22 protein-coding genes are annotated in these 20,727 nt (G+C 75.3%); 7 read left to right on the top strand and 15 right to left on the bottom strand.

The annotated features are described in order from the left end of the window. Window positions 1-10 precede the first annotated feature (10 nt). The 15 genes from KIN34_RS02040 to KIN34_RS02110 all read right to left on the bottom strand — a co-directional run bounded on the left by KIN34_RS02040 (window position 11) and on the right by KIN34_RS02110 (window position 13,000). Window positions 11-1,444, bottom strand: coding sequence for a flagellar hook-length control protein FliK (locus KIN34_RS02040; RefSeq protein ID WP_214346051.1), 1,434 nt, complete (start codon window positions 1,442-1,444; stop codon window positions 11-13). Then, entirely contained in the window at window positions 1,441-2,280 is an 840-nt protein-coding gene (locus KIN34_RS02045; RefSeq protein ID WP_214346053.1) for a C40 family peptidase, read from the bottom strand. Before KIN34_RS02045 ends, KIN34_RS02040 begins: the two co-directional genes overlap by 4 nt. After that, entirely contained in the window at window positions 2,277-2,792 is a 516-nt protein-coding gene (fliJ, locus tag KIN34_RS02050) for a flagellar export protein FliJ (protein WP_214346055.1), read from the bottom strand. Before fliJ ends, KIN34_RS02045 begins: the two co-directional genes overlap by 4 nt. Then, window positions 2,789-4,138 carry a FliI/YscN family ATPase gene (locus tag KIN34_RS02055; RefSeq protein ID WP_372449513.1) on the bottom strand — a complete coding sequence of 450 codons (1,350 nt, stop codon included), beginning with the start codon at window positions 4,136-4,138 and terminating at the stop codon, window positions 2,789-2,791. Before KIN34_RS02055 ends, fliJ begins: the two co-directional genes overlap by 4 nt. After that, entirely contained in the window at window positions 4,135-4,779 is a 645-nt protein-coding gene (locus KIN34_RS02060; protein WP_214346062.1) for a FliH/SctL family protein, read from the bottom strand. Before KIN34_RS02060 ends, KIN34_RS02055 begins: the two co-directional genes overlap by 4 nt. After that, window positions 4,772-5,776: a flagellar motor switch protein FliG gene (fliG, locus tag KIN34_RS02065; protein WP_214351662.1), complete on the bottom strand. Its 1,005-nt coding sequence runs from the start codon at window positions 5,774-5,776 to the stop codon at window positions 4,772-4,774. Before fliG ends, KIN34_RS02060 begins: the two co-directional genes overlap by 8 nt. Beyond that, entirely contained in the window at window positions 5,776-7,377 is a 1,602-nt protein-coding gene (gene fliF / locus KIN34_RS02070) for a flagellar basal-body MS-ring/collar protein FliF (protein ID WP_214346064.1), read from the bottom strand. The genes fliG and fliF overlap by 1 nt, the downstream gene beginning before the upstream one ends. Continuing rightward, on the bottom strand, window positions 7,377-7,709 hold the full coding sequence (gene fliE / locus KIN34_RS02075) for a flagellar hook-basal body complex protein FliE (RefSeq protein WP_214346065.1): 333 nt from the start codon (window positions 7,707-7,709) through the stop codon (window positions 7,377-7,379). Before fliE ends, fliF begins: the two co-directional genes overlap by 1 nt. Beyond that, a complete protein-coding gene (locus KIN34_RS02080; RefSeq protein ID WP_214346066.1) occupies window positions 7,709-8,107 on the bottom strand; it encodes a flagellar basal body rod protein FlgC in 399 nt (132 codons plus the stop codon). Before KIN34_RS02080 ends, fliE begins: the two co-directional genes overlap by 1 nt. Next, the gene (locus KIN34_RS02085) at window positions 8,104-8,451 is read right to left on the bottom strand and encodes a flagellar basal body rod protein FlgB (RefSeq protein WP_214346067.1); all 348 of its coding nucleotides are present in this window, start codon (window positions 8,449-8,451) and stop codon (window positions 8,104-8,106) included. The genes KIN34_RS02080 and KIN34_RS02085 overlap by 4 nt, the downstream gene beginning before the upstream one ends. A 153-nt stretch (window positions 8,452-8,604) precedes the next feature. Further along, a complete protein-coding gene (locus KIN34_RS02090; protein ID WP_214346069.1) occupies window positions 8,605-8,946 on the bottom strand; it encodes a hypothetical protein in 342 nt (113 codons plus the stop codon). Between the two features lies 1 nt (window position 8,947). Next, window positions 8,948-9,379 (bottom strand): flagellar export chaperone FliS, encoded by a 432-nt coding sequence (gene fliS / locus KIN34_RS02095; protein WP_214346070.1) that lies wholly within the window; start codon window positions 9,377-9,379, stop codon window positions 8,948-8,950. Between the two features lie 13 nt (window positions 9,380-9,392). Continuing rightward, window positions 9,393-10,778, bottom strand: a complete 1,386-nt coding sequence (gene fliD / locus KIN34_RS02100) for a flagellar filament capping protein FliD (RefSeq protein WP_214346071.1) — start codon at window positions 10,776-10,778, stop codon at window positions 9,393-9,395. 109 nt (window positions 10,779-10,887) lie between these two features. Further along, window positions 10,888-12,024: a flagellin N-terminal helical domain-containing protein gene (locus KIN34_RS02105; protein ID WP_214346072.1), complete on the bottom strand. Its 1,137-nt coding sequence runs from the start codon at window positions 12,022-12,024 to the stop codon at window positions 10,888-10,890. A 112-nt stretch (window positions 12,025-12,136) separates the two neighbouring features. Further along, window positions 12,137-13,000, bottom strand: coding sequence for a sigma-70 family RNA polymerase sigma factor (locus KIN34_RS02110; RefSeq protein ID WP_214346073.1), 864 nt, complete (start codon window positions 12,998-13,000; stop codon window positions 12,137-12,139). A 423-nt stretch (window positions 13,001-13,423) separates the two neighbouring features. Between KIN34_RS02110 and flgN the strand changes: the two genes are divergently transcribed. The 7 genes from flgN to KIN34_RS02145 all read left to right on the top strand — a co-directional run bounded on the left by flgN (window position 13,424) and on the right by KIN34_RS02145 (window position 20,712). After that, window positions 13,424-13,903, top strand: a complete 480-nt coding sequence (gene flgN / locus KIN34_RS02115) for a flagellar export chaperone FlgN (RefSeq protein ID WP_214346074.1) — start codon at window positions 13,424-13,426, stop codon at window positions 13,901-13,903. 130 nt (window positions 13,904-14,033) lie between these two features. Beyond that, window positions 14,034-15,467: a flagellar hook-associated protein FlgK gene (gene flgK, locus KIN34_RS02120; protein WP_214346076.1), complete on the top strand. Its 1,434-nt coding sequence runs from the start codon at window positions 14,034-14,036 to the stop codon at window positions 15,465-15,467. A 22-nt stretch (window positions 15,468-15,489) separates the two neighbouring features. Continuing rightward, window positions 15,490-16,356, top strand: coding sequence for a flagellar hook-associated protein FlgL (flgL, locus tag KIN34_RS02125; protein ID WP_307858044.1), 867 nt, complete (start codon window positions 15,490-15,492; stop codon window positions 16,354-16,356). After that, a complete protein-coding gene (locus KIN34_RS02130; RefSeq protein WP_214346080.1) occupies window positions 16,353-16,730 on the top strand; it encodes a flagellar assembly protein FliW in 378 nt (125 codons plus the stop codon). The genes flgL and KIN34_RS02130 overlap by 4 nt, the downstream gene beginning before the upstream one ends. Window positions 16,731-16,812: 82 nt before the next feature. After that, the gene (locus KIN34_RS02135; RefSeq protein ID WP_214346081.1) at window positions 16,813-17,997 is read left to right on the top strand and encodes an EAL and HDOD domain-containing protein; all 1,185 of its coding nucleotides are present in this window, start codon (window positions 16,813-16,815) and stop codon (window positions 17,995-17,997) included. A 2-nt stretch (window positions 17,998-17,999) separates the two neighbouring features. Next, window positions 18,000-19,811: a DUF4012 domain-containing protein gene (locus KIN34_RS02140; protein WP_214346082.1), complete on the top strand. Its 1,812-nt coding sequence runs from the start codon at window positions 18,000-18,002 to the stop codon at window positions 19,809-19,811. Window positions 19,812-19,965: 154 nt separating this feature from the next. After that, window positions 19,966-20,712 (top strand): hypothetical protein, encoded by a 747-nt coding sequence (locus KIN34_RS02145; RefSeq protein WP_214346083.1) that lies wholly within the window; start codon window positions 19,966-19,968, stop codon window positions 20,710-20,712. Window positions 20,713-20,727: the final 15 nt, after the last annotated feature.

The raw sequence follows: 20,727 nt of genomic DNA on the forward strand, positions 1-20,727 counted from the left end.
CTCCTGTCGGTCAGACGACGAGGTCGAGCCGGCCGGCGTGGCCGGGCGCAGCGGTGGTCAGGGGGTGGGCGGCGCGGTCGCCGCGGGTCTCGTCGGACGTGCGAGCCGGTCCGGGACGCGGGCCCGACGAGCCGTCGCGCGAGCCGTCCGCGGACGGGTCCGACGCACCGCGCCGGTCCCCCACGTCGACCTGCAGGCCGGCCGCCGCGAGGTCCCGGCGCAGGTCGCCCAGCGACTGCTGCAGCGCCTGCCGCGACGCGTCCGTGGCGCCGAGGAGCTCGACGCGCACCGACTCCGCGCCGATGTGCGCCACGATCCGCACCGGCCCCAGGTGCTCGGGGTCCACCGGCACCGTCAGCACGTGCGTCCCGCGCTGCAGCCCGCCGAGCGTCGCCAGGCGCGCCCCGAGCTGCTCCGCGAGCGGGGGCGCCGCGGCAGGGCTCGGTGCCGGCGTGGGGCTCGGTGCCGGCGCGGGCGTCGGGGCGGCCGCCCCGCCGGTCGGCGCCGCGGCCGGCGCGGCCGTGGACGCTCCCGCGGCGCTCGCCCCGGGGGACGCCACGGTCGTCGTCGCGTTCGGCGCTGTCCCGTTCGACGGTCCGGTCGCGTCGGTCCGCGCGCCCGGGTCGCCCGCGGGACGCGCCGGGTCCGCGGGCGTCGTCGTCCGCACGGTCGGGTCCGACGAGCCCGGCGTCGACCCGTCGGACGTCGCGCCATGACCGGCCGCGGCCCCGCCCGGACGACCGGTCGCGGGGGTGCTGTCGGCCGTGGGGGCGTCGGTCGGCGCGCTCGTCGTCGCGGCGTCCGTCGCGGGGATCGAGACGGCGCCCGGGGCGGCGGCCGACGTGTCGGCCGTGGCGCCGGCGACGGTCGTGGTGCTCGTCGGAGCGGCCGCCGTGCTCGTCGGTGCGGTCGCAGTCGCGGCGGTCGGGCCGGCGGCCGCGTCCACGGCGGGCGCGGGGCCGGTCGCCGCCGGCAGGGGGTTCGCGCCCTCGCCGGCGACTGCTCCGGTCGCCGCGGCGCTCACCTGCGCCGTCGTCATCGCGGCGGACCCGTCGGTGGTCGGCGTCGGGGCGACGGTCGGGTCCGACGTCGCGGCGTCGGTCGGCGACGAGGACTCGGCGGCGTCGGTCGCGGTGCTCGTCGTCCCGTCGGCGCTCGCGGGGCCGTCGGTCGCGTCGGTGCGCGCGGAGTCGTCGGCACCCGCCGGGCCGCCGGAGCGCTGCGCCCGGTCGGACGCCCGCGCGTGGTCGTCGGTGTCCGCCGGGCGCTCCGGGCGCATCCCGGGCGCGGCGGCACGACCTGCGCCGTCGCGGCTCGTGGTGAAGGCCCGGTCGGCCGCGTCGAGCGCGCTCGCGAAGTCCTGCCCGTCGGTGACGCGCGAGCGACCCGCGTGCGGGACCGGCTGCGTGGTCACCGGGGTCACCCGGAGCTGGTTCGTGGTCATGCGGCACCGCCCATCAGGCTCGCGAGGACCTGCCACTGCGTCTGCGCCGCGGCGGTCGAGACGCCGGCCGCCGAGAGCGGACCGGACGAGGACAGGGACGACGCCGGCAGAGGAGACAGCGACGACAGCGACGACAGCGAGGACAGGGACGACAGCGACGACAGGGACGCGAGGGGCGACGCCGTCGAGAGGGTCGAGAGGTCGGCGGACAGCGTCTGCTCCTGCGGGAGGATGCGGCGGATGTTCGTCGGCTCCTCGTACACGTCGCGCACGGAGACGTGGCCGCCGGGCTTGGGCGCGTCGATCATCCGGCCGTCGCCGACGTAGATCGCGATGTGCGAGCCGCCGTCGAACACCAGCAGGTCACCGGGCTGCGCCTGGTCGAGCGACGGGACGCGCTCGCCGAGCTGCTGCTGGTCGCGGGCGACGCGCGGGACGCCCTCGACCCCCAGGTCGGTGAGCGCACGCAGCACCAGCCCGCTGCAGTCCAGCCCGCCCTCGTCGAGCGACTCCCCGCCCCACACGTACGGGGTGCCGAGGTACCGCTCCGCGGCGTCGACCAGGTCCTGCCCGGTCAGACCGGTGCCCGGCGCGATGCCCTCGCCGGTCGCGGGGAGATCGGCCGGGGGCACGGGCGTCGGAGGCACGGTGGTCGGGGCCGGCGCGTCGGTCGGGGCGGGCGCGCTCGTCGGGTCCAGCAAGGCCGAGGCGTCCGTCAGCGCGGACGCGAAGTCCGCGCCGGCCGACGAGGGCGCGACCGACGACGAGGCCGGCGCGGGGGCGACGAGCGACTGCAGCTCGGCGATGCGCGCCTGCACGGCGGCGAGCCCGGTCACGAGCGGCCTCCCGCGGGGGACGCGGCCGGCTGCGCGAACGAGCCCGGCGAGGCCGTCGAACCCGTCGAACCGGTCGAGACCGACGAGCCCGGCGCGGCGGGCGCGACGCGCCGCGCGGCGACCTCGTCGAGCACCGCCTGCTCGGCGTGCGCCTCGAGCGCCCGCTCGGCCTCGTCGTGCCGCTCCGCGAGGCGGTCGATCGCCCGCACGTCGCGGCGCGCGACGGACCAGTGCCGGGACTGCGCGGCGACCTCGCGCTCGGCCTCCTCGACCGCGCGCTCCGCCTCCTGCAGCAGGACGGCCAGGGTCGCGCGGCTCGAGACGGCGGCCATCCAGGCCAGCTCGTCGGTGCCGGAGGGCAGGGTGGTGCCGGCGAGCGCCTCACGCGTGGCCTGCTGACGCAGGCGCACCCGCTCGGCGTCACGACGAGCGCCGGCGAGCTCGGCCGCCGCGCGCTCCTCCGCGCGCTCGCGGATCCGCAGCAGCCCGCCGAGCGGGAAGGGACGGCTCACGGCAGGTCTCCCAACGTGTGGGCGAGCGCGCGCAGGCGCTCCCAGGACGACGCGGCGGGCGCGGCCTCGGCCATGCCCTGCTGCAGGAACGCGTCGATCTGCGCGCCGTGCGTGACGGCGGCGTCGACGAGCGGGTTGGTGCCGGCGACGTACGCGCCGACGTCGAGCAGGTCCTGCGCGGCGCGCCGCGCGGCCATGACCGAGCGGAGGCGCTGCGCGAGGGCGCGCTGCTCGGGGGAGCTGACGCGGGACGCGACGCGGCTGATCGAGCCGAGGGCGTCGACGCTCGGGAAGTGCCCGGCGACGGCGAGCCGACGGTCGAGGACCACGTGCCCGTCGAGGATCGAGCGCGCCGCGTCGGCGATCGGCTCGTTGTGGTCGTCGCCGTCGACGAGGACCGTGTAGAGCCCGGTCACCGAGCCGCGCGGGCCGGTGCCCGCCCGCTCGAGGAGCTGGGCGAGCAGCGCGAACGTGCTCGGCGGGTAGCCGCGCGTCGCGGGCGGCTCGCCCACGGACAGGCCGATCTCGCGCTGGGCCATCGCCACGCGCGTGAGCGAGTCCATCATCAGGACCGCGTGCCGGCCCTCGTCGCGCAGGTGCTCGGCGATGCGCGTCGCGACGAACGCCGAGCGCATGCGGACGAGCGGCGGCTGGTCGGACGTCGCGACCACGACGACGGAGCGCGCCAGGCCCTCCGGGCCGAGGTCGTCCTCGAGGAACTCCCGCACCTCGCGGCCGCGCTCGCCGACGAGCGCGATGACGGAGACCTCCGCCTCCGTGCCGCGCGCGATCATCGACAGCAGGCTCGACTTGCCGACGCCCGACCCGGCGAACAGGCCCAGGCGCTGGCCGCGGCCGGCGGTCACGAGCGTGTCGAGGACGCGCACGCCCAGGTCGAGCGGGGTGTCGACGCGCGCCCGCTCGAGCGGGTGCGGCGCCTCGCCGTCCACGGGGACCCAGGCGTCCGCACGCAGCGGGCCGCGGCCGTCGATGGGGCGGCCGAGCCCGTCCAGGACGCGGCCGAGCAGCCCCGCCCCCACGGGCACGCGCAGGGCGCCGGCGGGCCGCACCCGGGTGCCGGCGCGCAGGCCGCGGGTCGGGCCCAGCGGCAGGCAGCGGGCCGTGCCGTCGCTCGTCGCGACGACCTCGGCGAGGACCGCGTCCGCGCCCTCGCCCACGCGGACCAGGTCGCCCACGGCGCTGCGCGTGCCGACCACCTCGAGCGTGAGCCCGACGACGGTGCGCAGCACGCCCACCGCCTGCGGGCGGGCGGCATCGAGCACCGCGTCGGGCAGGCCGAGGAGGGACGGCCGGCGCGCGGGGGCGGTGGTGGCGAGCGCGGTCACGGGGTCACCTGCGGGCCGTCGAGGTGAGCGAGCTCGTCGCGGGCGCGCGCGAGCGCGGCGTCCACGCGGGCGTCCAGGTGCCCGTCGGCGTGGTGCGCGACCGCGTCGCCCGGGCACAGGGAGGGGTCGGCGACGAGCCGGAGCGCGTCGGGCAGCGGGGCGGCGCCCGGCAGCGCGGAGAGCACCGCCAGGTCACGCGGGTGCAGCGCCACGGTCACCGGGCCGGGCCCGGGCTCGGCCGCGAGCACGCGGGCCAGCGCGGCCTGCGCGGACCGCTCGTGGTCGGCGAGCTCGACGCCCAGGACACCCTCGGCGAGCGTCAGCGCGGCGAGGTGCACGGCCGTGGTCGCGTCCGCCAGGACCGGCGCGGCCAGCGCCCGCACCGCGTCGGCGGCCGCGGCGAGCGCGGCGAGCGCGCGGTCGACGGCCTCCTGCTGGTCCTGCGCCGCCTGGGCCGCGGCGCGCGCGGTGCGCTCGGCGGTCGCGGCGGCGTCGGCGGCGGCACGACGAGCGCCGGCGGCGTACCCGGCGGCGAAGCCCGCCGTGCGGGCGGCGTCGTGGGCCTGGTCGTCGGACGCGCTCGTCGTGAGCGGCTGCAGCCAGACGGGACGCGTGGCCTGCTCGGTGAGGGTCTCAGGCAACGTACTCGTCCTCCCCCTCGCGGCGGATGACGATCTGCCCGCTCTCCTCGAGCCGGCGGATCGACTGGACGATGCCCGCGCGCGCCTCCTCCACCTGGGACAGGCGGACGGGGCCCAGCAGCTCGATCTCCTCGACCAGGTTCTCCCGCGCGCGCTCGGACAGGTTGCGCAGCACGGTGTCGCGCACCTCGTCGGACACGCCCTTGAGCGCGAGCGACAGCTCGGCGGTCTCCACCTGGCGCAGCACCATCTGCATCGCGCGGTCCTCGAGCAGCACGACGTCGTTGAACACGAACATCCGGCTGCGGACCTCCTCCGCGAGCTCCTCGTCGCGCGAGGCGAGCCCCTCGAGGATCGCCTTCTCCGTGGTGGGGTCGGCGCGGTTGATGATCTCGACGAGCGGCTGCACGCCACCGACGGCGGCGAGCTCACGCGGCGCGAGCACCGCGGACGCCTTGCGCTGGAGCTGCTCGGCGACCACCGCGACGACGTCCGGCGAGGCCCGCTCCATGAGCGCGATGCGGTGCGCGACCTCGCCCTGCAGACCGGGCTCGAGACCCGCGAGGATCGTGGACGCGTGGTCGGGGCGCAGGTGCGCGAGCACCAGCGCGATCGCCTGCGGGTGCTCGCCGGACAGCAGCGAGACCACCTGCCGGGCGTCGGCCTGCTGCAGGAACTCGAACGGCTGGCCCGCGAGGTGCACCTGCAGGCGCTCCATCACGGTCGCGGCCTGCTCGGCGCCCAGCGACGCCTCGAGCAGCTGCTGCGCCAGACCGAGCCCGCCGCCCACGCCGGGGCCGGCGACGGACACGTCGTAGAACTCCTCGAGCACCGCGTCCGCCTGCTCCTGGTCCACCCGGTCCAGGCGCAGGATCTGCGCGGTGAGCTCCTCGATCTCCGCGACGTCCATGCTCGCCATGACGCGGGCGGCACGCTCGCGGCCCAGCTGGACCAGGAGCATCGCGGCCTTCTGCGGCCCGGGCAGCGTGACGGTCATCAGCGGCGTCCGCTCGGCGTCGCGAGCCACGAGCGCAGGAGGTCCGCGACCTCCTCGGGCTGGTCGTCCGCGAGCGCGCCGATCTCGGCACGCTTGACCGCGAGCGGGTCCGGGCCCGCGGGGACCGGCGCCGGGGGCAGGACCGGCAGGTCGTCCGCGGTCACGCCCTCCAGCTGGGCGGCGGCGCCGCCCTCGCCCTCGCCGAGCACCGGGAGCAGGCCCAGGTCGACGGCCTCGCGGCGGGCCCGGCGGGACCGCCGGGACAGGACCACGACGAGCACGATCACGACGAGCAGGACCACGCCGGCGGTGGCGCCCTGCCGGATCAGGTCGTTCTGCGCCTGCGCCGCGGCGGCCTTGTCGGCCGCGGCGAGCGCGGTGGCGGCCTCGTCGGCGGCGCTGGTGTCGAAGGCCGCGGCCTGCAGCGCGAGGGTGTCGCCGCGCTCGGTGTCGATGCCCGCCGCCGCGGCCACGGTGGCCTGCAGCGCGGTGAGGTCGAGCCCGGCGGCCGCCTCGGAGTCGATCATGACGGCGACCGACTGCCGGTCCACCGAGCCCGGTGCGGCCGTCACGGTCTCCGTGGTCTTGTTCACCGCGTTGGTCACGTCCTCGGTGGTCGAGGTGTAGGTCCCGCCACCGCCCGTGCCGTCGGTGCCGACGACGTCCTGGTCGGGACCCAGCACGCCCGTGGCGGTGCTGTCGGTGCCCGTGTACTTCTCGCTCGTCGTCGACGACGCGAGCGGCGGGACGTCCTCGGTCGCACCGAACGTCTCCGTGGTCCGCTGGCTGGCGTCGAAGTCCAGCGTCGCGGTGACGGTCACGGCCGAGCGGCCGGGCCCGACGACGCGGTCGAGCAGCGTCTGCACCGACGAGCGCACGCGCTCCTCGTAGTCGCTCGCCTCGCCGCCGGCCAGGCCCGTGGTGCCGGACCCGACGGCGGACAGGACCTGGCCCGAGGCGTCGACGAGCGCGACGTCGGTCGGCACCATGTCGGGGATCCCCGCGGCCACCAGGTGCGTGATCGCCTGCACCTGGTCGGTGGTGAGCGAAGCGCCGGCCCGCGTGCGGACGAACACCGACGCGGTGGGCTCGGCGACCTGCTCGGTGAACACCGTCTCCTCCGGCATCGCGAGCTTCACGGTCGCCGACTCGACGCCGTCCATCGCGCCGATCGTCTTGGCGAGCTCGCCCTCCAGCGCGCGCTGGTACGTCTTCTCCTGCTGGAACTCGCTCGACGTCATGGGCATGTCGTCCAGCAGCGAGTAGCCGGCGCCGTCGGAGTTCTCCGGGATGCCGGCCGCCGCGAGGTGGATGCGCTGGGCGTAGATCTGGTTCGCGGGGACCATGACCGTCGAGCCGCCGTCGGCGAGCTCGTAGGACACGCCCTGCGCGGTCAGCTCGTCGACCACCGCGGCCGCGTCCGAGGCGGACAGGCTCGTGTACAGCGGGCTCAGCGCCGGCTTGGACAGCCAGGAGGTGAGCGCCACGGCACCGAGGACCAGCACCGCGACGCCGATGATCGCGAGCGTGCGCTGGGCGAGGCTGAACTGCTTGACGGCGTCGGTGAGCTTGCCGAGGGCCGCCTGGACCTGGGCGGGCATCAGGCCTGCATCCGCATGATCTCGGTGAACGCCTCGACGGCCTTGTTCCGCACGGCGGCGGTCAGCTCGAGCGCGAGCGAGGACTCGGCCGCGGCGATCGTGTAGTCGTGCACGTTCTCCAGGTCACCGGTCACGGCCTGGACGGCCAGGTCCGACGAGCGGGACTGCAGCGCCTGCAGCGAGTCGACCGAGCCGAGCACGGAGGCGAACTGGGCCCCGTTCGCGGCGGAGGCCGCCGCGTCGGCCGCGGAGGTCGCCGCGGCGGTGGTGGCCGTGGTCGGGGTGACGGCGGCGGTGGGGAGCGCGCCGACGGGCGCGACGGGGATGGGCATCAGGAACGTCCGATCTGCAGCGCAGCGGTGTAGGTCTCCTTGGCGCGGTCCACCACGGCGGCGTTCGCCTGGTAGCCGCGCTGGGCCATGACGAGCTGGGCCATCTGGCTCGCCATGTCGATGTCGGGGTAGCGCACGTAGCCGTTCTCGTCGGCCAGCGGGTTCGCCGGCTCGTAGACCAGGCGGCCCTCGGCGGAGCCGAACGCGGCGCCGACGACGCGCGCGCCGCCCTCGCTGCCCGGGTTCTCCTGCGCGACGACGTACCGCGCCTGGAACGCGTTCTCGTCGGTCGAGGTGACGGTCGAGATGTTGGCCAGGTTGTCGGACACGGCGTCGAGCCACGTGCGGTGCACGGTGAGGCCGGACTGCGCGATGCCGATCGCGCCGAAGATGCTCATGACGTCCTCATCGCGGCGCGCACGGACGAGAACTGCCCGGAGACCGCCTGCGTCGCGAGCTGGTAGCGCAGGTTGGTCTCGACGTTGAGCGTCGTCTGCTCGTCGAGGTTGACGTTGTTGCCGTTGAGCTGCGTCGGGTCGGTCGACCGCCGGACGGTCGTCTCGGCCGCGCCGGTGCCGCCGGAGACGGCGCGCGACAGCGCGTCCTCGAACTCGACGACACGGGCGTGGTAGCCCGGCGTCTGGAGGTTCGCGACGTTGTCGGCGATGGCGCGCTGCCGCAGCGCGAGAGCGTCCAGCGCGGTGTTGACCGCGGTGTAGCTCACGGAGTCGAGAAGGCCCACAGGGTTCGCCTCATCCACGAGTGGCGGGGGCGGCCATCCGTGGCCTGCGGTGCGAGCGGTCCGTGCTCACCCCGTCCATCGGAGGGCGGGGCGGCTTCGTGAGAGGTTTTCCGACGAGACCGCGCGGTCACCCGAACGGCGCACGGACCCGGTTCAGCCCTCCGCGTCGAGGTAGACCGGGACGGCGGCCGGCCGGGCGCGCAGGGCGCGCGCCGCGACCGCCTGCCGGCGCGAGGCGACCGCGGCGTGCGCGACGAGCCCCGCGACCTCGAGCTGGCGGTCCAGGAGCGTGCGGGCGCGCGTGAGCAGGGGCGCGGGCAGCGGTCCGAGGCCCGCCGGCGGGTGCCACGCGGCGACCTTCGCGACCTCGGCCACGTCGGGCAGGTGCGCGACGCGCAGGAGCTCCTCCGCGGCGGCGACGTCGAGCTCGAGGGCCTCGAGCGCGGCCTCCCAGCGGGCGTGCCACTGCTGCTCGCTCGCCAGGCCCGCGGTCATCTCAGCCGACCCCGAGGAGCCCGGCGCCGGTGGCCGGGACGGGCCCCGCGGCGGCGGGCGCGGCGGCCGCGGTCAGCGCCGCCGCCTCGTGCCACGTGGCGGCCAGCGGCTCGATGAGGGAGCGGCACTCGGCGAGCTTCTCGGCGTCCGCGCGGACGCCGGCGTCGACGAGTGCGGAGTACAGGTAGGCGTAGACCGACATCAGCACCGGCCCGCCGTCCCAGGCCGCGACGTCGAGGCTCGCCATGAGCTCGGCGACGATGTCCTGGGCGTGCTGCGCCTGGCTGCGACCGCCGACGACGTCGCCCTGCGCGAACGCGGCGCTCGCGCGGTCGACGTCGAGCAGCAGGCGGTCGAACAGCATCGTGACCACCTTCGCGGGCGCGGCCGTCTCGAGCGTGGCGGTCCGGTACGCGGATCGGGCGTCGTACATGGGTCCTCCTTGGTCAGCGCGACGACGAGGTCGTGAGCGACGCGATCTGGCTCGCGAGGTAGCTGGACTGCGACTGCAGGTTCGACAGCGTGGTCTCGAGCGTCGCGTAGGTGCGCTCGAGCGACTCGCGGCGGGCCGCGAGCCGGTCGTCCCAGTCGGTGATCTGCGTGCCGAGGTCCTTGACGAGCGACTGCTGGGACTGGACCGACAGCGTGAGGCTGCCCGTGGCGGGGTCGGACGCACCCTTCGCGGTCGTCGCGAGCCGCTCGGCGACCCCCGTGAGGACCGCCTGCACCCTGGCGGGGTCGGCCGCGAGCGCGGCGTCGAACTTCTCCGCGTCGAACGTGAACGTGCCGTCCCGGCCGATGACGACCCCGACGTCGGACGGCGACGTGCCGCCGACCGGGAGCGACGCCTGCGAGAGGAGGGCCTGCTGCAGGCCGCGGATGGTCGCGTCGCCCGAGAAGAGCCCGCCCTTCACGACGCTCCCGCCGTCGCTCGCCGTCGACGTCGTGGACGCGGTCCGCGACGTGATGTCGCCGAGGACCGCCGTGAGGTTGGAGACGATGCCCGAGGCCAGGGCGCGCAACGCGCTCGTGTCGCGCTCGACCGTGATCGTCACGGGCTCGGCGTCGGCCTTCGTCACCGCGCTGACGGTGACGTCGACACCCGTCATGAGGCCCGTGAACGTGTTGGACGACGACGTGACGGTCTGCTCGGCCGCACTGCCCGGGAACAGCGTGATCGCCGCGTCGGAGGCGGCGCGGACCTGCTGCAGGTCGAGCCCGTGGGACGTGCCGTCGGCCGCGGCGTAGGCCACCGTGAACGCGTTCGTGGCGCCGGTGTCCGTGCCGGTCAGCTGCAGCCGGTAGGTGCTGGCGCCGGTGGCGTTGCCGTCGGCGTCGACCTCGGGCACCTTGATGGCGGTGGCCCGCACCCCGGTGCCGGAGGCGTTGAACGCCTCGACCACGTCCGGGACCGAGGTGCTCGCGGCGGTGACCGTCGTGGTCGTGCCGCCCCGGGTGACCGTGAAGACCGGTGCGTCGGCGGCGTGCTCGGCGGCGGCCGGCAGGGTGACGAGCGAGGACTGCGAGGCGGCGACGGCGCCGACCCGCAACGAGAGCGTCCCGGGCTGGGCGGACGCGCTGGACGTCGCCGTGGCCCCCGTCGCCGAGGACTTCGCGGTCACCGCGGTCCAGGAGCTCGCCTTGGCGACCTTGGCGGAGTGCTCCGCGAGGGACGCGACCTTCGTGTTGAGCGACTGCAGCGCCGTGACGAGCGAGGACGCGGTGGTCTGCTTGGTCTTGAGCAGCGTCTGCGTGCCTGACTGCAGCGTGATGAGGCTGTCGATCAGGTCCGCGGTCTGCAGCCCGCTGACGAGGCCGTCGATCGCGGTCATGGCAACTCCTGCGCTGCGTCGAGAGGGAATGAGCTCGGGTGCGCGGCCGGCGATGGGGGGGCCGGCCGCGCACCCGGTTCAGGACCCGGTCGTCGGACCGGGGGTCAGGTCACTGCAGGAGCTGCAGCACACCCTGGGGCAGCGACTTGGCCTGGGCCAGCATCGCCGTGCCCGCCTGCGAGAGGATCTGCGAGCGGGTGAAGGCCACCATCTCCTGCGCCATGTCCGTGTCGCGGATGCGGCTCTCCGACGCGGAGAGGTTCTCCACCGACACGTTGAGGTTGTTGATGGTGTGGTCGAACCGGTTCTGCACAGCACCGAGCTGCGAGCGGACCGAGGAGACCTTGGTGATGGCCGCGTCGATCGAGTTGATCGCCGCGTCCGCCGAACCCGTGCCGGGCGTGCTCGCCGCGGTGGCGCCGACCGCCGTCGCGGCGGTGATGCCGGCACCGCCGACGGTCACCTTGCCGTACGAGTCGACCGAGGCGCTGAAGTTCGTCCCACCGACGGCCTTGGCCAGCTCGGAGTTCAGCAGCTCGTGGTTCGCCTTGGCGGCGTCCGAGGTGCCCGCGTCGTCCCACGACGACAGGTCCAGGTTGAGCGTGGTCGTGCCGCTCGCCGTGGTGACGGTGAGCGCACCGGTGCCCGAGGGGCCCGTGGTCGCGGCCAGGTCGACGTCCGCGGTGAACGACGTGCCGGTGTTCGTCACGTTGACGCCGTCGACACCGAGCCCGGCAGCACCCATCGAGGAACCGGTCAGGTCCACGGCGATCTTGTCGGCCGCCGCGGTGTTGGCGCCGACCTGGAAGCTGCCGTTGTAGCTGCCGTTGAGCAGCTTGGAGCCGTTGAACTGCGTGGTGTCGGCGATGCGGGTCAGCTCGGTCTTGAGCTGGTCCATCTCGTCCTGGATGTTCGACTTGGCGGAGGTCGAGAGACCGCCGTCGTTGCCCGCCTGGACGGACAGCGTGCGCATGCGCTGCAGGATCGAGTGCGTCTCGGTGAGCGCACCCTCAGCGGTCTGGACGACGGAGATGCCGTCCTGCGCGTTGCGGACGGCCTGCTTGGTGCCGCCGATCTGCGCCCGCAGGCCCTCGGAGATCGCCAGGCCGGCAGCGTCGTCCGCGGCGCGGTTGATGCGCAGGCCGCTGGAGAGCTTCTCGAGCGACTTGGACAGGTCGTTCTGCGTGCTGGACAGGTTGCGGTACGAGTTCAGCGCCGCGATGTTGTTGTTGATCGAGAGACCCATCGTGATCTTCCTCCTTGAGCCGGGTCGGTGCGCCCTTCCGTGGGCACACCCTCCTGATCGGCTCCGGCCCCGGAGGGCTGAGAAGTTCTCCCGAGGATTTCTTGCGACGAGCTCAGGCCGAGGCGTGCGTGGGCCGGACCACCGGCGCGGACGCCTGCTCCGGCACGTAGGACAGCCGCTCGGCCTGCGCGTAGTGCGCGGTCCGGGCCGCGATCGAGGCGAAGTACGCCTGGCGCCGCCGCTCGGCCACGCCGTCGGGACGGTCGGCCGGCGCGACCAGGTCGGGGTCGAGGTGCGTGTTCAGGCCGTCCCGCATGAGCGTGAGCGCCTCGGTCCGCAGCTGGCTGATCCGCGACTGCGTCACCCCCAGCTCGTCGGCCAGGTCCGCGACGGAGCGGTCCTCGAGGAAGATCCCGCGCACGACGACCTGCAGCCGCTCGGGCAGGGTGTCCACGGCGGAGCGCAGCCAGCGCAGCCGCTCGGAGGCCAGCACGGCCTGCTCGGGCGTCTGGGCCGCGTCCACGACCGAGTCGATGACGCTCGGGCCGTCGCCGGCGTCGATGGACAGGACCCGGCGCGCGGCGTCGCCCCGCACCTCGTCGACCTGCGCGACGGCCGTACCGAGCGCGGAGGCGAGCTCCTCGCGGGACGGCGCGCGGCCCAGCGCCGCGGTCAGCCGCTCGGTCGCGGCCGCGAGCTCGCGCACGCGGGTGCGGGCACCACGGCTCGCCCAGTCCATCGAGCGCAGCTCGTCGACGATCGCGCCCCGGATGCGCAGCGAGGCGTACCGCGCGAACGGCACCCCCGTGCTCGGGTCGTAGGCCCGCGCCGCCAGCACCAGGGCGAGGCTGCCTGCGGACGCGAGCTCGTCGCGGGAGACGGTCGGCGGGACGCGTCGGAGCATCTCCGAGACGGCGTAGCCGACGAGGGCGAGATTGGCGACGACGAGGGCGTCGCGGTCGAGTTCCTGGCTCACGAGGAGGGGGTTCGGCGCGCGCGGTCCGGACCTTGAGGGGACCTTTCTCCCAGCGTCCGGAGGCCGGATGTTAACGCTGCCAACGCAGATCGGAACGAGTCGGACACCGCCCGACCACCTGGTAAGCCACGACCTGCGGAAAAGCGAACTGGACGTCCGTCTAGGTTCCAGCACCCCACTCGAACGAATGTGACGCAGATCACAGTCGATTGCCCTCGCCAACCAAAAATGAACGCTTGTCCAGGTGGGGAACCCTTTCCCCCTCCTTGACGACCAGCCCATCGTCCCCTAGCCGTCGCCGGGCGTGCGGGAGAGAATGACCCGATCCCCCGTGGCGATTCAGGTCGCCGAAGGCCCTGCCGATAGGGCGGTCGAGGCGGCACCGGTCCCGGAGCCCGTCCAGGTCCGGAAGGAGGAGTGGAGATGGCGCTCGACGCCCTGTCCGAGGTGCTGTGGCACGAGCGTTCGCTGCTCGAGCTGCTCCTGTTCAAGCTCGAGGAGGAGCAGCTGCTCCTCACCAGCGGCCGGACCCGGTGGCTCGCCCACGCCACCCGCGAGGTCGAGGCGGTGCTGGCCCAGATCCGTGACGCCGAGCTCGGACGCTCCGTCGAGGCGGTCGCGGCGTGCGCCGCCCTCGGCGTGCCCGACGGCGCGAGCCTCGCGGAGATGGCCGACGCGGCGCCGGCCCCCTGGGACGAGCTGCTGCGCCAGCACCGCGAGGCGTTTGCCTCGCTCACCGCGGAGATCTCGCACCTCGCCGACGGCAACCGCGAGCTGCTCGCGATGTCCCACCGCGCGACGCAGGAGACCCTCGCCTCGCTCGGCGACACGCACACGTACGACGGCGCCGGCCGCTCCTCGGCAGGAGAATCGGGTGCAATCCTCGTGGACCGCACGCTCTGACCGATCAGACGGGCAGGAGCCGCCCCCGCCGGGAGACCGGGACGGGGACGGCACCGACCGGCCACCGGGTCTCGCGCCCACGCACGACGCAGGACCGCCGCGCGGCGGACGACGAGAGGACAAGCACACCGTGAGCACCTTCTCCGGGCTCGGCACCGCCCTGAGCTCGCTGATCGCGCAACGGCAGGCGCTCGACGTCGCCGGGCAGAACGTCGCGAACGCGAACACCGTGGGCTACACGCGCCAGCGCGCGACCATGGCCCCCGTCTCCGGCGTCCAGGTCCCCTCGATGTTCTCGACCAACGACGGCATCGGCCAGGGCACACGGATCAGCAGCGTCGACCGGCTCGCGGACGTGTTCCTGGACGCGAAGCTGCGCGTCGCCACCTCGTCGTCCTCCTTCCTCACCGCGCGCGCCGAGGCGTACTCGGCGCTCGAGTCGTCGCTCGGCGAGCCGGGCAAGACCGGCCTGTCCTCGCAGCTCTCGGACATGTGGGCCGCGTGGCAGGAGGTCGGCAACTACCCGGACAAGAGCGCCAACCGCGCCGTCCTGCTCGAGACCTCGCGCGCCGTGGCGGAGCGCGTGGGAACGCTCTACTCGGACGTCCGGACGCAGTGGACGCAGGCGCGCACCACGGCCGTCGCGCTCGTCGACCAGGTGAACACCGCCGCCGCCGGCATCGCCGACCTCAACGGCCGGATCGCCGCCATCACCGCGTCGGGGGCCACGGCCCACGAGCTCGCGGACCAGCGCGACCTGCTCGTCACCCAGGTCTCCGAGCTCGTCGGCGGCGTCGCGGACGTGCGCGCCGACGGCAGCCTCGACGTGCTCGTCGGCGGCAACGCGCTGGTGACCGGCACCAAGGTCAACCGCCTCGCGGTGTCCGGCGCGACGTCCTTCGACCAGGTCACGGGCACCCCGGCGCAGGGCGTCGGCGTGGTGTGGGCGGACCGTCCCGCGCAGGACGTCGCGATGTCCGGCGGCCGCGTCGCCGGGCTGCTGTCGGTGCTCGCGCCGGCGGACGGCACGGGCAACGGTGGCGTCCTCGCCGAGGCCGCCGCCCGCTACGACGGGCTCGCGACGACCATCGCGACGCGCGTGAACGCGCTGCACTCGACGGCCCTGACCGCCGGCGGCACGCCGGGCGGCGACTTCTTCACCTTCACGCCGGGCCAGCCCGCCGCGCTCGGTCTCACGGTCGCGGTCACCGACCCGTCGCAGGTGGCGGTCGCCACCGCCGGCGCCGGCGCGCTCGACGGCTCGGTCGCGGACCTGATCGGCGCGCTGGGCACGGCGGCCGACGGACCCGACGCGCAGTGGAGCTCCGTCGTGGTCGACCTCGGGGTGCGGTCCGCGAGCGCGACCTCGCGCGCGACGGTCGCCGAGTCCGCCCGCAGCACCGCCGAGCAGCAGCAGCTCGCGCAGGCCAGCGTCGACACCGACGAGGAGACGGTCAACATGCTCGCGTTCCAGAGGGCGTACGAGGGCGCGGCACGCGTCCTGACCGCGATCGACGAGATGCTCGACACGCTCATCAACCGCACCGGCGTCGTCGGTCGATAAGGAGCCACCCATGATCTCGCGCGTGACTCACCAGACCGTGCAGCGCAGCACGCTCGCCAACCTGCAGGCGAACCTGTCGACGATGGCGAGCCTGCAGTCGCAGATGTCGAGCGGCAAGAAGGTCAACGTCCCGTCGGACGACCCGGCCGCGGCGTCCGACCTGCTGCGCCTGCGCGGCGAGCAGCGCGTGAGCACGCAGTACGCGCGCAACGCGGCCGACGCCGGCTCGTGGCTGCAGACGGTCGACACCGCGATCACGTCCTCGCTCGCCTCGCTGCGCCAGGCCCGCGACCTCGCGGTGCGGGGCGGCAACGGCGCGCTGGGCCAGACGTCGCTGAACGCGCTGGCGGACGAGGTCAACTCGGTGCGCGACGCGATCCTCTCCCAGGCCAACACCACCTACGTGGGTCGCTCCGTCTTCGCCGGCACGTCGGACGCGGGGGTCGCGTTCGGCGACGACTACGCGTACACGGGCACGGGCACGGGGGTCGAGCGCCGGGTCAGCAGCACGACGACGGTGCGCGTGGACGGTGACGGCGCGGCCGTCTTCGGCACGGGCGACGGCTCGGTGTTCGCGCTGCTCGACGAGCTGTCGACCACCCTGCGCTCGGGCGGCGACGCGACCGCGCACGTCACCGCGATCGACAGCCGCATCGAGTCGATGCTCGGCGAGCTCGCCGGGGTCGGCGCGCGGCACAAGAACGTCCTCGAGAAGCAGCAGGGCCTGGCGTCCCAGGAGGTCGACATGACGGCACGCATCTCCGGCATCGAGGACATCGACCTCGCGGAGGTCATCCTCGAGCTGCAGTCGCAGGAGGTCGCCTACCAGGGCGCCCTCGGCGCCGCGGCCAAGGTGCTGCAGCCGACGCTGCTGGACTTCCTGCGATGACCGCCACGGTCGAGGTGGGCGGCGCCCGCGTCCCCGCCGCGCTGACGCTCACCGAGGAGCTGCCGGGTCTGCCCGGGCGCTCGTCGTACCTGCTCGAGGCGGTCCCCGAGGCCGACGGCCTGTTCGCCCTGCGCTCGCAGGACGGACCGGCGACGCGCCTGTTCGTCGTCGACCCGGCCGTCTACGTGCCCGGGTACGCGCCGGAGCTGCCGGGCGACGGGGAGCGCCGCGCGCTCGTCGTCGTCCACCCGCCCAGCGGGACGGACCCGGCGACCGCGAACCTGCTCGCGCCGATCGTCGTGGACGTCGCCGCGGGCACCGCGCAGCAGACCGTGCTCGACGGCGACTGGCCGCTGCGCGCGCCGTTGGGCTGACCTGCGGGAGAACATCTCAGGCGCCCGCGCGGGCTGCCGATGGGCCGGGAGCGACGTCCCCCGGAGCCCAGGAGGCCCCCACATGCCCGCTGCCGTCATCCACCGCCAGGCCCTCGTCCACGCCGACGGGTCGCTGTTCGGCTACGCCGTGCACGCCCGCGTGGACGACGACGCCGCCCTGCTCACCCCGACCGCGGAGGACCGCCTGGTCTCGGCCGCGTACGCGCGGGTCGACCTGGCCCAGGTGGTCGGTGACCGCGCCGTGGTGCTGCGCGCGACCGCGCCCATGCTGCGCGGCGAGGAGGAGCTGCCGGCCGCACCGCGCAGCCTCGTCGTCGAGGTGCCCGCCGGCTGGGTGGAGAACGAGTACGCGGAGGACGCGCTGGTCGCGATGCGCGAGCTCGGGTTCGGCGTCGCGCTCGCGTCCTACACGGGCACCCTCGCGCAGCGGGCGCTGCTGCCCCTGCTCGACATGGCCAAGGTCGACCTGCGCCGCGAGGACGACTCGCTCGCCACCTGCGTCGCGCAGCTGCGCGAGGCCGGGGTGTGGTCCGTCGGCCTCAACGGCGACACGCCGCACCGTGCCGCGCGCGCCCGCGACCTCCAGGTCGACCTGGTCCAGGCCCCGCTCGTGCCCCGCCAGGAGCGAGGCACCGGCCGCACCGTGACCGCGGGCGAGGCCCAGCACCTCGAGCTCGTCCGCCTGCTCGCGCAGGACATGCCCGACCACGCGCAGGTGGTCCGGGCGGTCTCGGTGGACCCCGAGCTCTCGCTGCGCGTCCTGCGCTCGGTCAACGCGTCGACCACCGGCATCCACCACCACGTCGACTCGCTGTCGCGCGCCGTCGCGCTGCTCGGCCCCCGCCGGCTCGCCGCGCTCGTCTCCTCTGTGGTCCTGTCCGGGCAGCCGGCTCCCGTCGACGTCCTGTGGACCGTCATCACGCGCGCGCTCGCCACGTGGCGGCTCGCCGGCACCGAGGTCGGCTACACCGTCGGGCTCCTGTCCGGGATCACGGCGGCGCTCGACATGTCGGTCGAGTCCGTGGTCGAGCGGTCGGGCGTGTCCGACGAGGTCGCGGCGGCGCTGCAGGGCGAGGGCGGCCCGTACGGACCGGCGCTCGAGGCCGCGCTGGCGCACGAGGCCGACGACGACGACGCCGTGCGCGCCGCGGGCTACGCCCCCGCCGAGGTCGCGCGGGTGTACTTCGACGCGATGCCGGAGGCCCTGTCCTCGGCCGCCCAGATGGCCGCACCGCTCGCCGCCTGAGCATGACGCCGCAGGACACGCCGCCGCCGGAGCCCGGGTCCCCGCGCCGCCGCGCCCGGCGTCGGTGGTGGCGGGGCGCGCTCGTCGTGGTCGCCGCGCTCGTGGTGTGGGGGGCGGTCGACGCGGCGCTCGCGGCCGGCGGCCTGCGGTCCGCCGCCGCCGACGCGTCACGTGTGCGCGACCTGGTGCTGGCGGGCGACGTCACCGCGGCCGCAGCGGTCGGGGACGACGCCGCGCGCGACGCGCGGCGCGCCCGGTCCGCCGCCCACCGCCTGCCCCTCACGCTCGCGCAGGCGCTCCCGCTCGTCGGCGACGACGTGACGGCGCTGCGCGACGTCGCGGACGCGGCCGCCGGGATCGCCACCGACGCGCTGCCGGGCGTCCTCGACGCCGTCGGCACGCTGGACCACCTGGCGGCCGCCGACGGCCGGGTCGACGTCGCCGCGATCGCGGCCGCCGCACCCGCCGTCACGCGCGCCGACGACGCCGTCCGGCACGCCACCGCCGTGCTCGAGGGCATCGGGACCGGCGGGCTCGTCGGACCGGTGGCGGACGGGGTCACCCGGGCCCGGGACGCCGTCGCGGACATCGCTCCCGTCACCGCCGCCGCGGGACGGGCCGCGCGCGTCGTGCCCTCGATGCTCGGCGCGGACGGTCCGCGCGACTACCTGGTGCTCGTCCAGACCAACGCCGAGCTGCGTGCGGCCGGCGGCATCCCCGGTGCGCTGCTCCAGGTGCACGTCGCCGACGGGACGTTCGAGATCGTCGACCAGCGGGGCGCGGACGAGGTCAACGGCCCGGACGCCGACGTGCTGCCGCTGACGCCCGCCGAGGGCGAGCTCTTCGGCGACCAGCTCGGGCGCTACGTCCAGGACGTGACCCTCACGCCGCACTTCCCGCGCACCGCGGAGCTCGCGCGCGCGATGTGGGAGCGCGCGACGGGCGTCTCGGTCGACGGGGTGCTCGCGATCGACCCCGTGGTCCTCCAGCTCGTCGTCGCCGCCACCGGAGACGTCCGGCTGCCCGACGGGACCGTGCTCACGGGCGAGGGCACCGCACGCACGCTCCTGCACGACGTCTACCTGCGCGTGCCCGACCCGACCGCGCAGGACGCGTGGTTCGCCGTCGCGGCGCAGGCCGTCCTCGACCAGGCGGTCCGGACCGCCCCGAGCGCCCCGCGCGAGCTCCTGGACGCCCTGGGCGCGGCGACGGCGCAGCGGCGGGTCCTGCTCTGGTCCGCCCACGAGGACGAGCAGTCGCTGCTCGCCGCGACGTCGCTCGCGGGTGCCGTCACGGGGCGGGACGGGCCGAGCCCCGTCGTGGGCGTCTACCTCAACGACGGCAGCGCCGCGAAGATGTCCTGGTTCCTCGAGGAGACGGTCTCGGCCCGGGAGACGTGCACGCCGCGGGGCCGCCGGGTCGAGGTGACCCTGACGATGCGCAGCACCGCGCCGACGGGCGGCGCCGGCCTGCCCCGGTACGTCACGGGCGCGTTCCTCCCGGCCGGCGACGTCCGCACCGGCTACGACCTGTACGCGCCGTACGGCGGGCTCGTCGAGCAGGTGGTCGTCGACGGCGAGCCCACCGAGGTCTTCCACGCGGCGTACCTGGACCTCGACGTCGCGTCGTGGACGGCGCAGCTCGCGCCGGGCGAGCGCACGACCGTGGTCGCCACGATGACGGTGCCCGACGGGCTCACCGGGCCGGTGCTGCTCTCCCGCACCCCGACGGCGCACCCGGCCGCGGTGCCGGTGGTCGGCCGGGGCGGCGGGTGCGGCGCCGGGGACGGCGGCGGGAGCGGCGCGGAGGGCTGAGCCGGACCGTCGCGCCGGGCAGACGAGTGATGCTGCCGGGCCGCCGCGGACGCCGCTCACAATCACCGCGCGGCGGCCGATCGGCCGGGCAGGTGGGGTCCCTCACGAGACCGGCACCCACCCGTCCCCACCCTCCGAGCGAAGGAAGCTCCTCATGAAGAAAGCGATCACCCTCGTGGTGGGCGCGGCCCTGGCCGTGCCCGCCGCGTTCGCGGTCCCGGCGCTCGCGGCCGGCGAGGCGGCGGCTCCGGCCGCCGTGACGCCGGCCGTGACGTCCGCCGTGACCTCGGCCGTGGCGACGTCGTCGTCCGACGCGTCGCCCGCCGGCTACCAGGCCACCGTCAAGACGGTGACCACGGCTGCGGCGCCGGCCGTCAGGTTCGGCACCGTCGTCCCCGTCACGCTCACGGTGAAGGCCGGCACGGGCACCCCGACGGGGACGGTGACCCTGCGCGTCGACGGCCGCACCAAGACCGCCACGCTCGCCGGTGGCAAGGCGACCGTGAAGGTCAGCGGCTTCGCCAAGGGCTGGTTCCGCGGGTCGGTGTCGTACACGCCCACCAGCGGGTCGGCCTTCAAGGCCTCGTCGGGCAGCGTGCTCGTCAAGGTCGGCGCCGCACGGACCACCACGAAGATCAAGTCCGTCTCCGTGGTGCGCGGCAAGACGCCCGTCGTGAAGGTCGCGACGAGCAAGCCCGGCAAGGTCACCGTCACGGTGACGGGGCCGAAGGGCTACGCCGTGACCCGCACGGTGACCATCCGCACGGCGTACACCACCACCGCGGTGTCGCTGCCGACGAAGCCCGACGTCGCGGGCAGCTACCGCGTCCGGGTCACGCTCACGCCGCCGAGCACCAACTTCGCGGCCTCGTGGGCGGGCAGGTACGTCAAGGTCGTCTGACCGACCACCGCAGAC

The organism is Cellulomonas fulva, assembly GCF_018531375.1.
Taxonomy (GTDB): Bacteria; Actinomycetota; Actinomycetes; order Actinomycetales; family Cellulomonadaceae; genus Cellulomonas; species Cellulomonas fulva.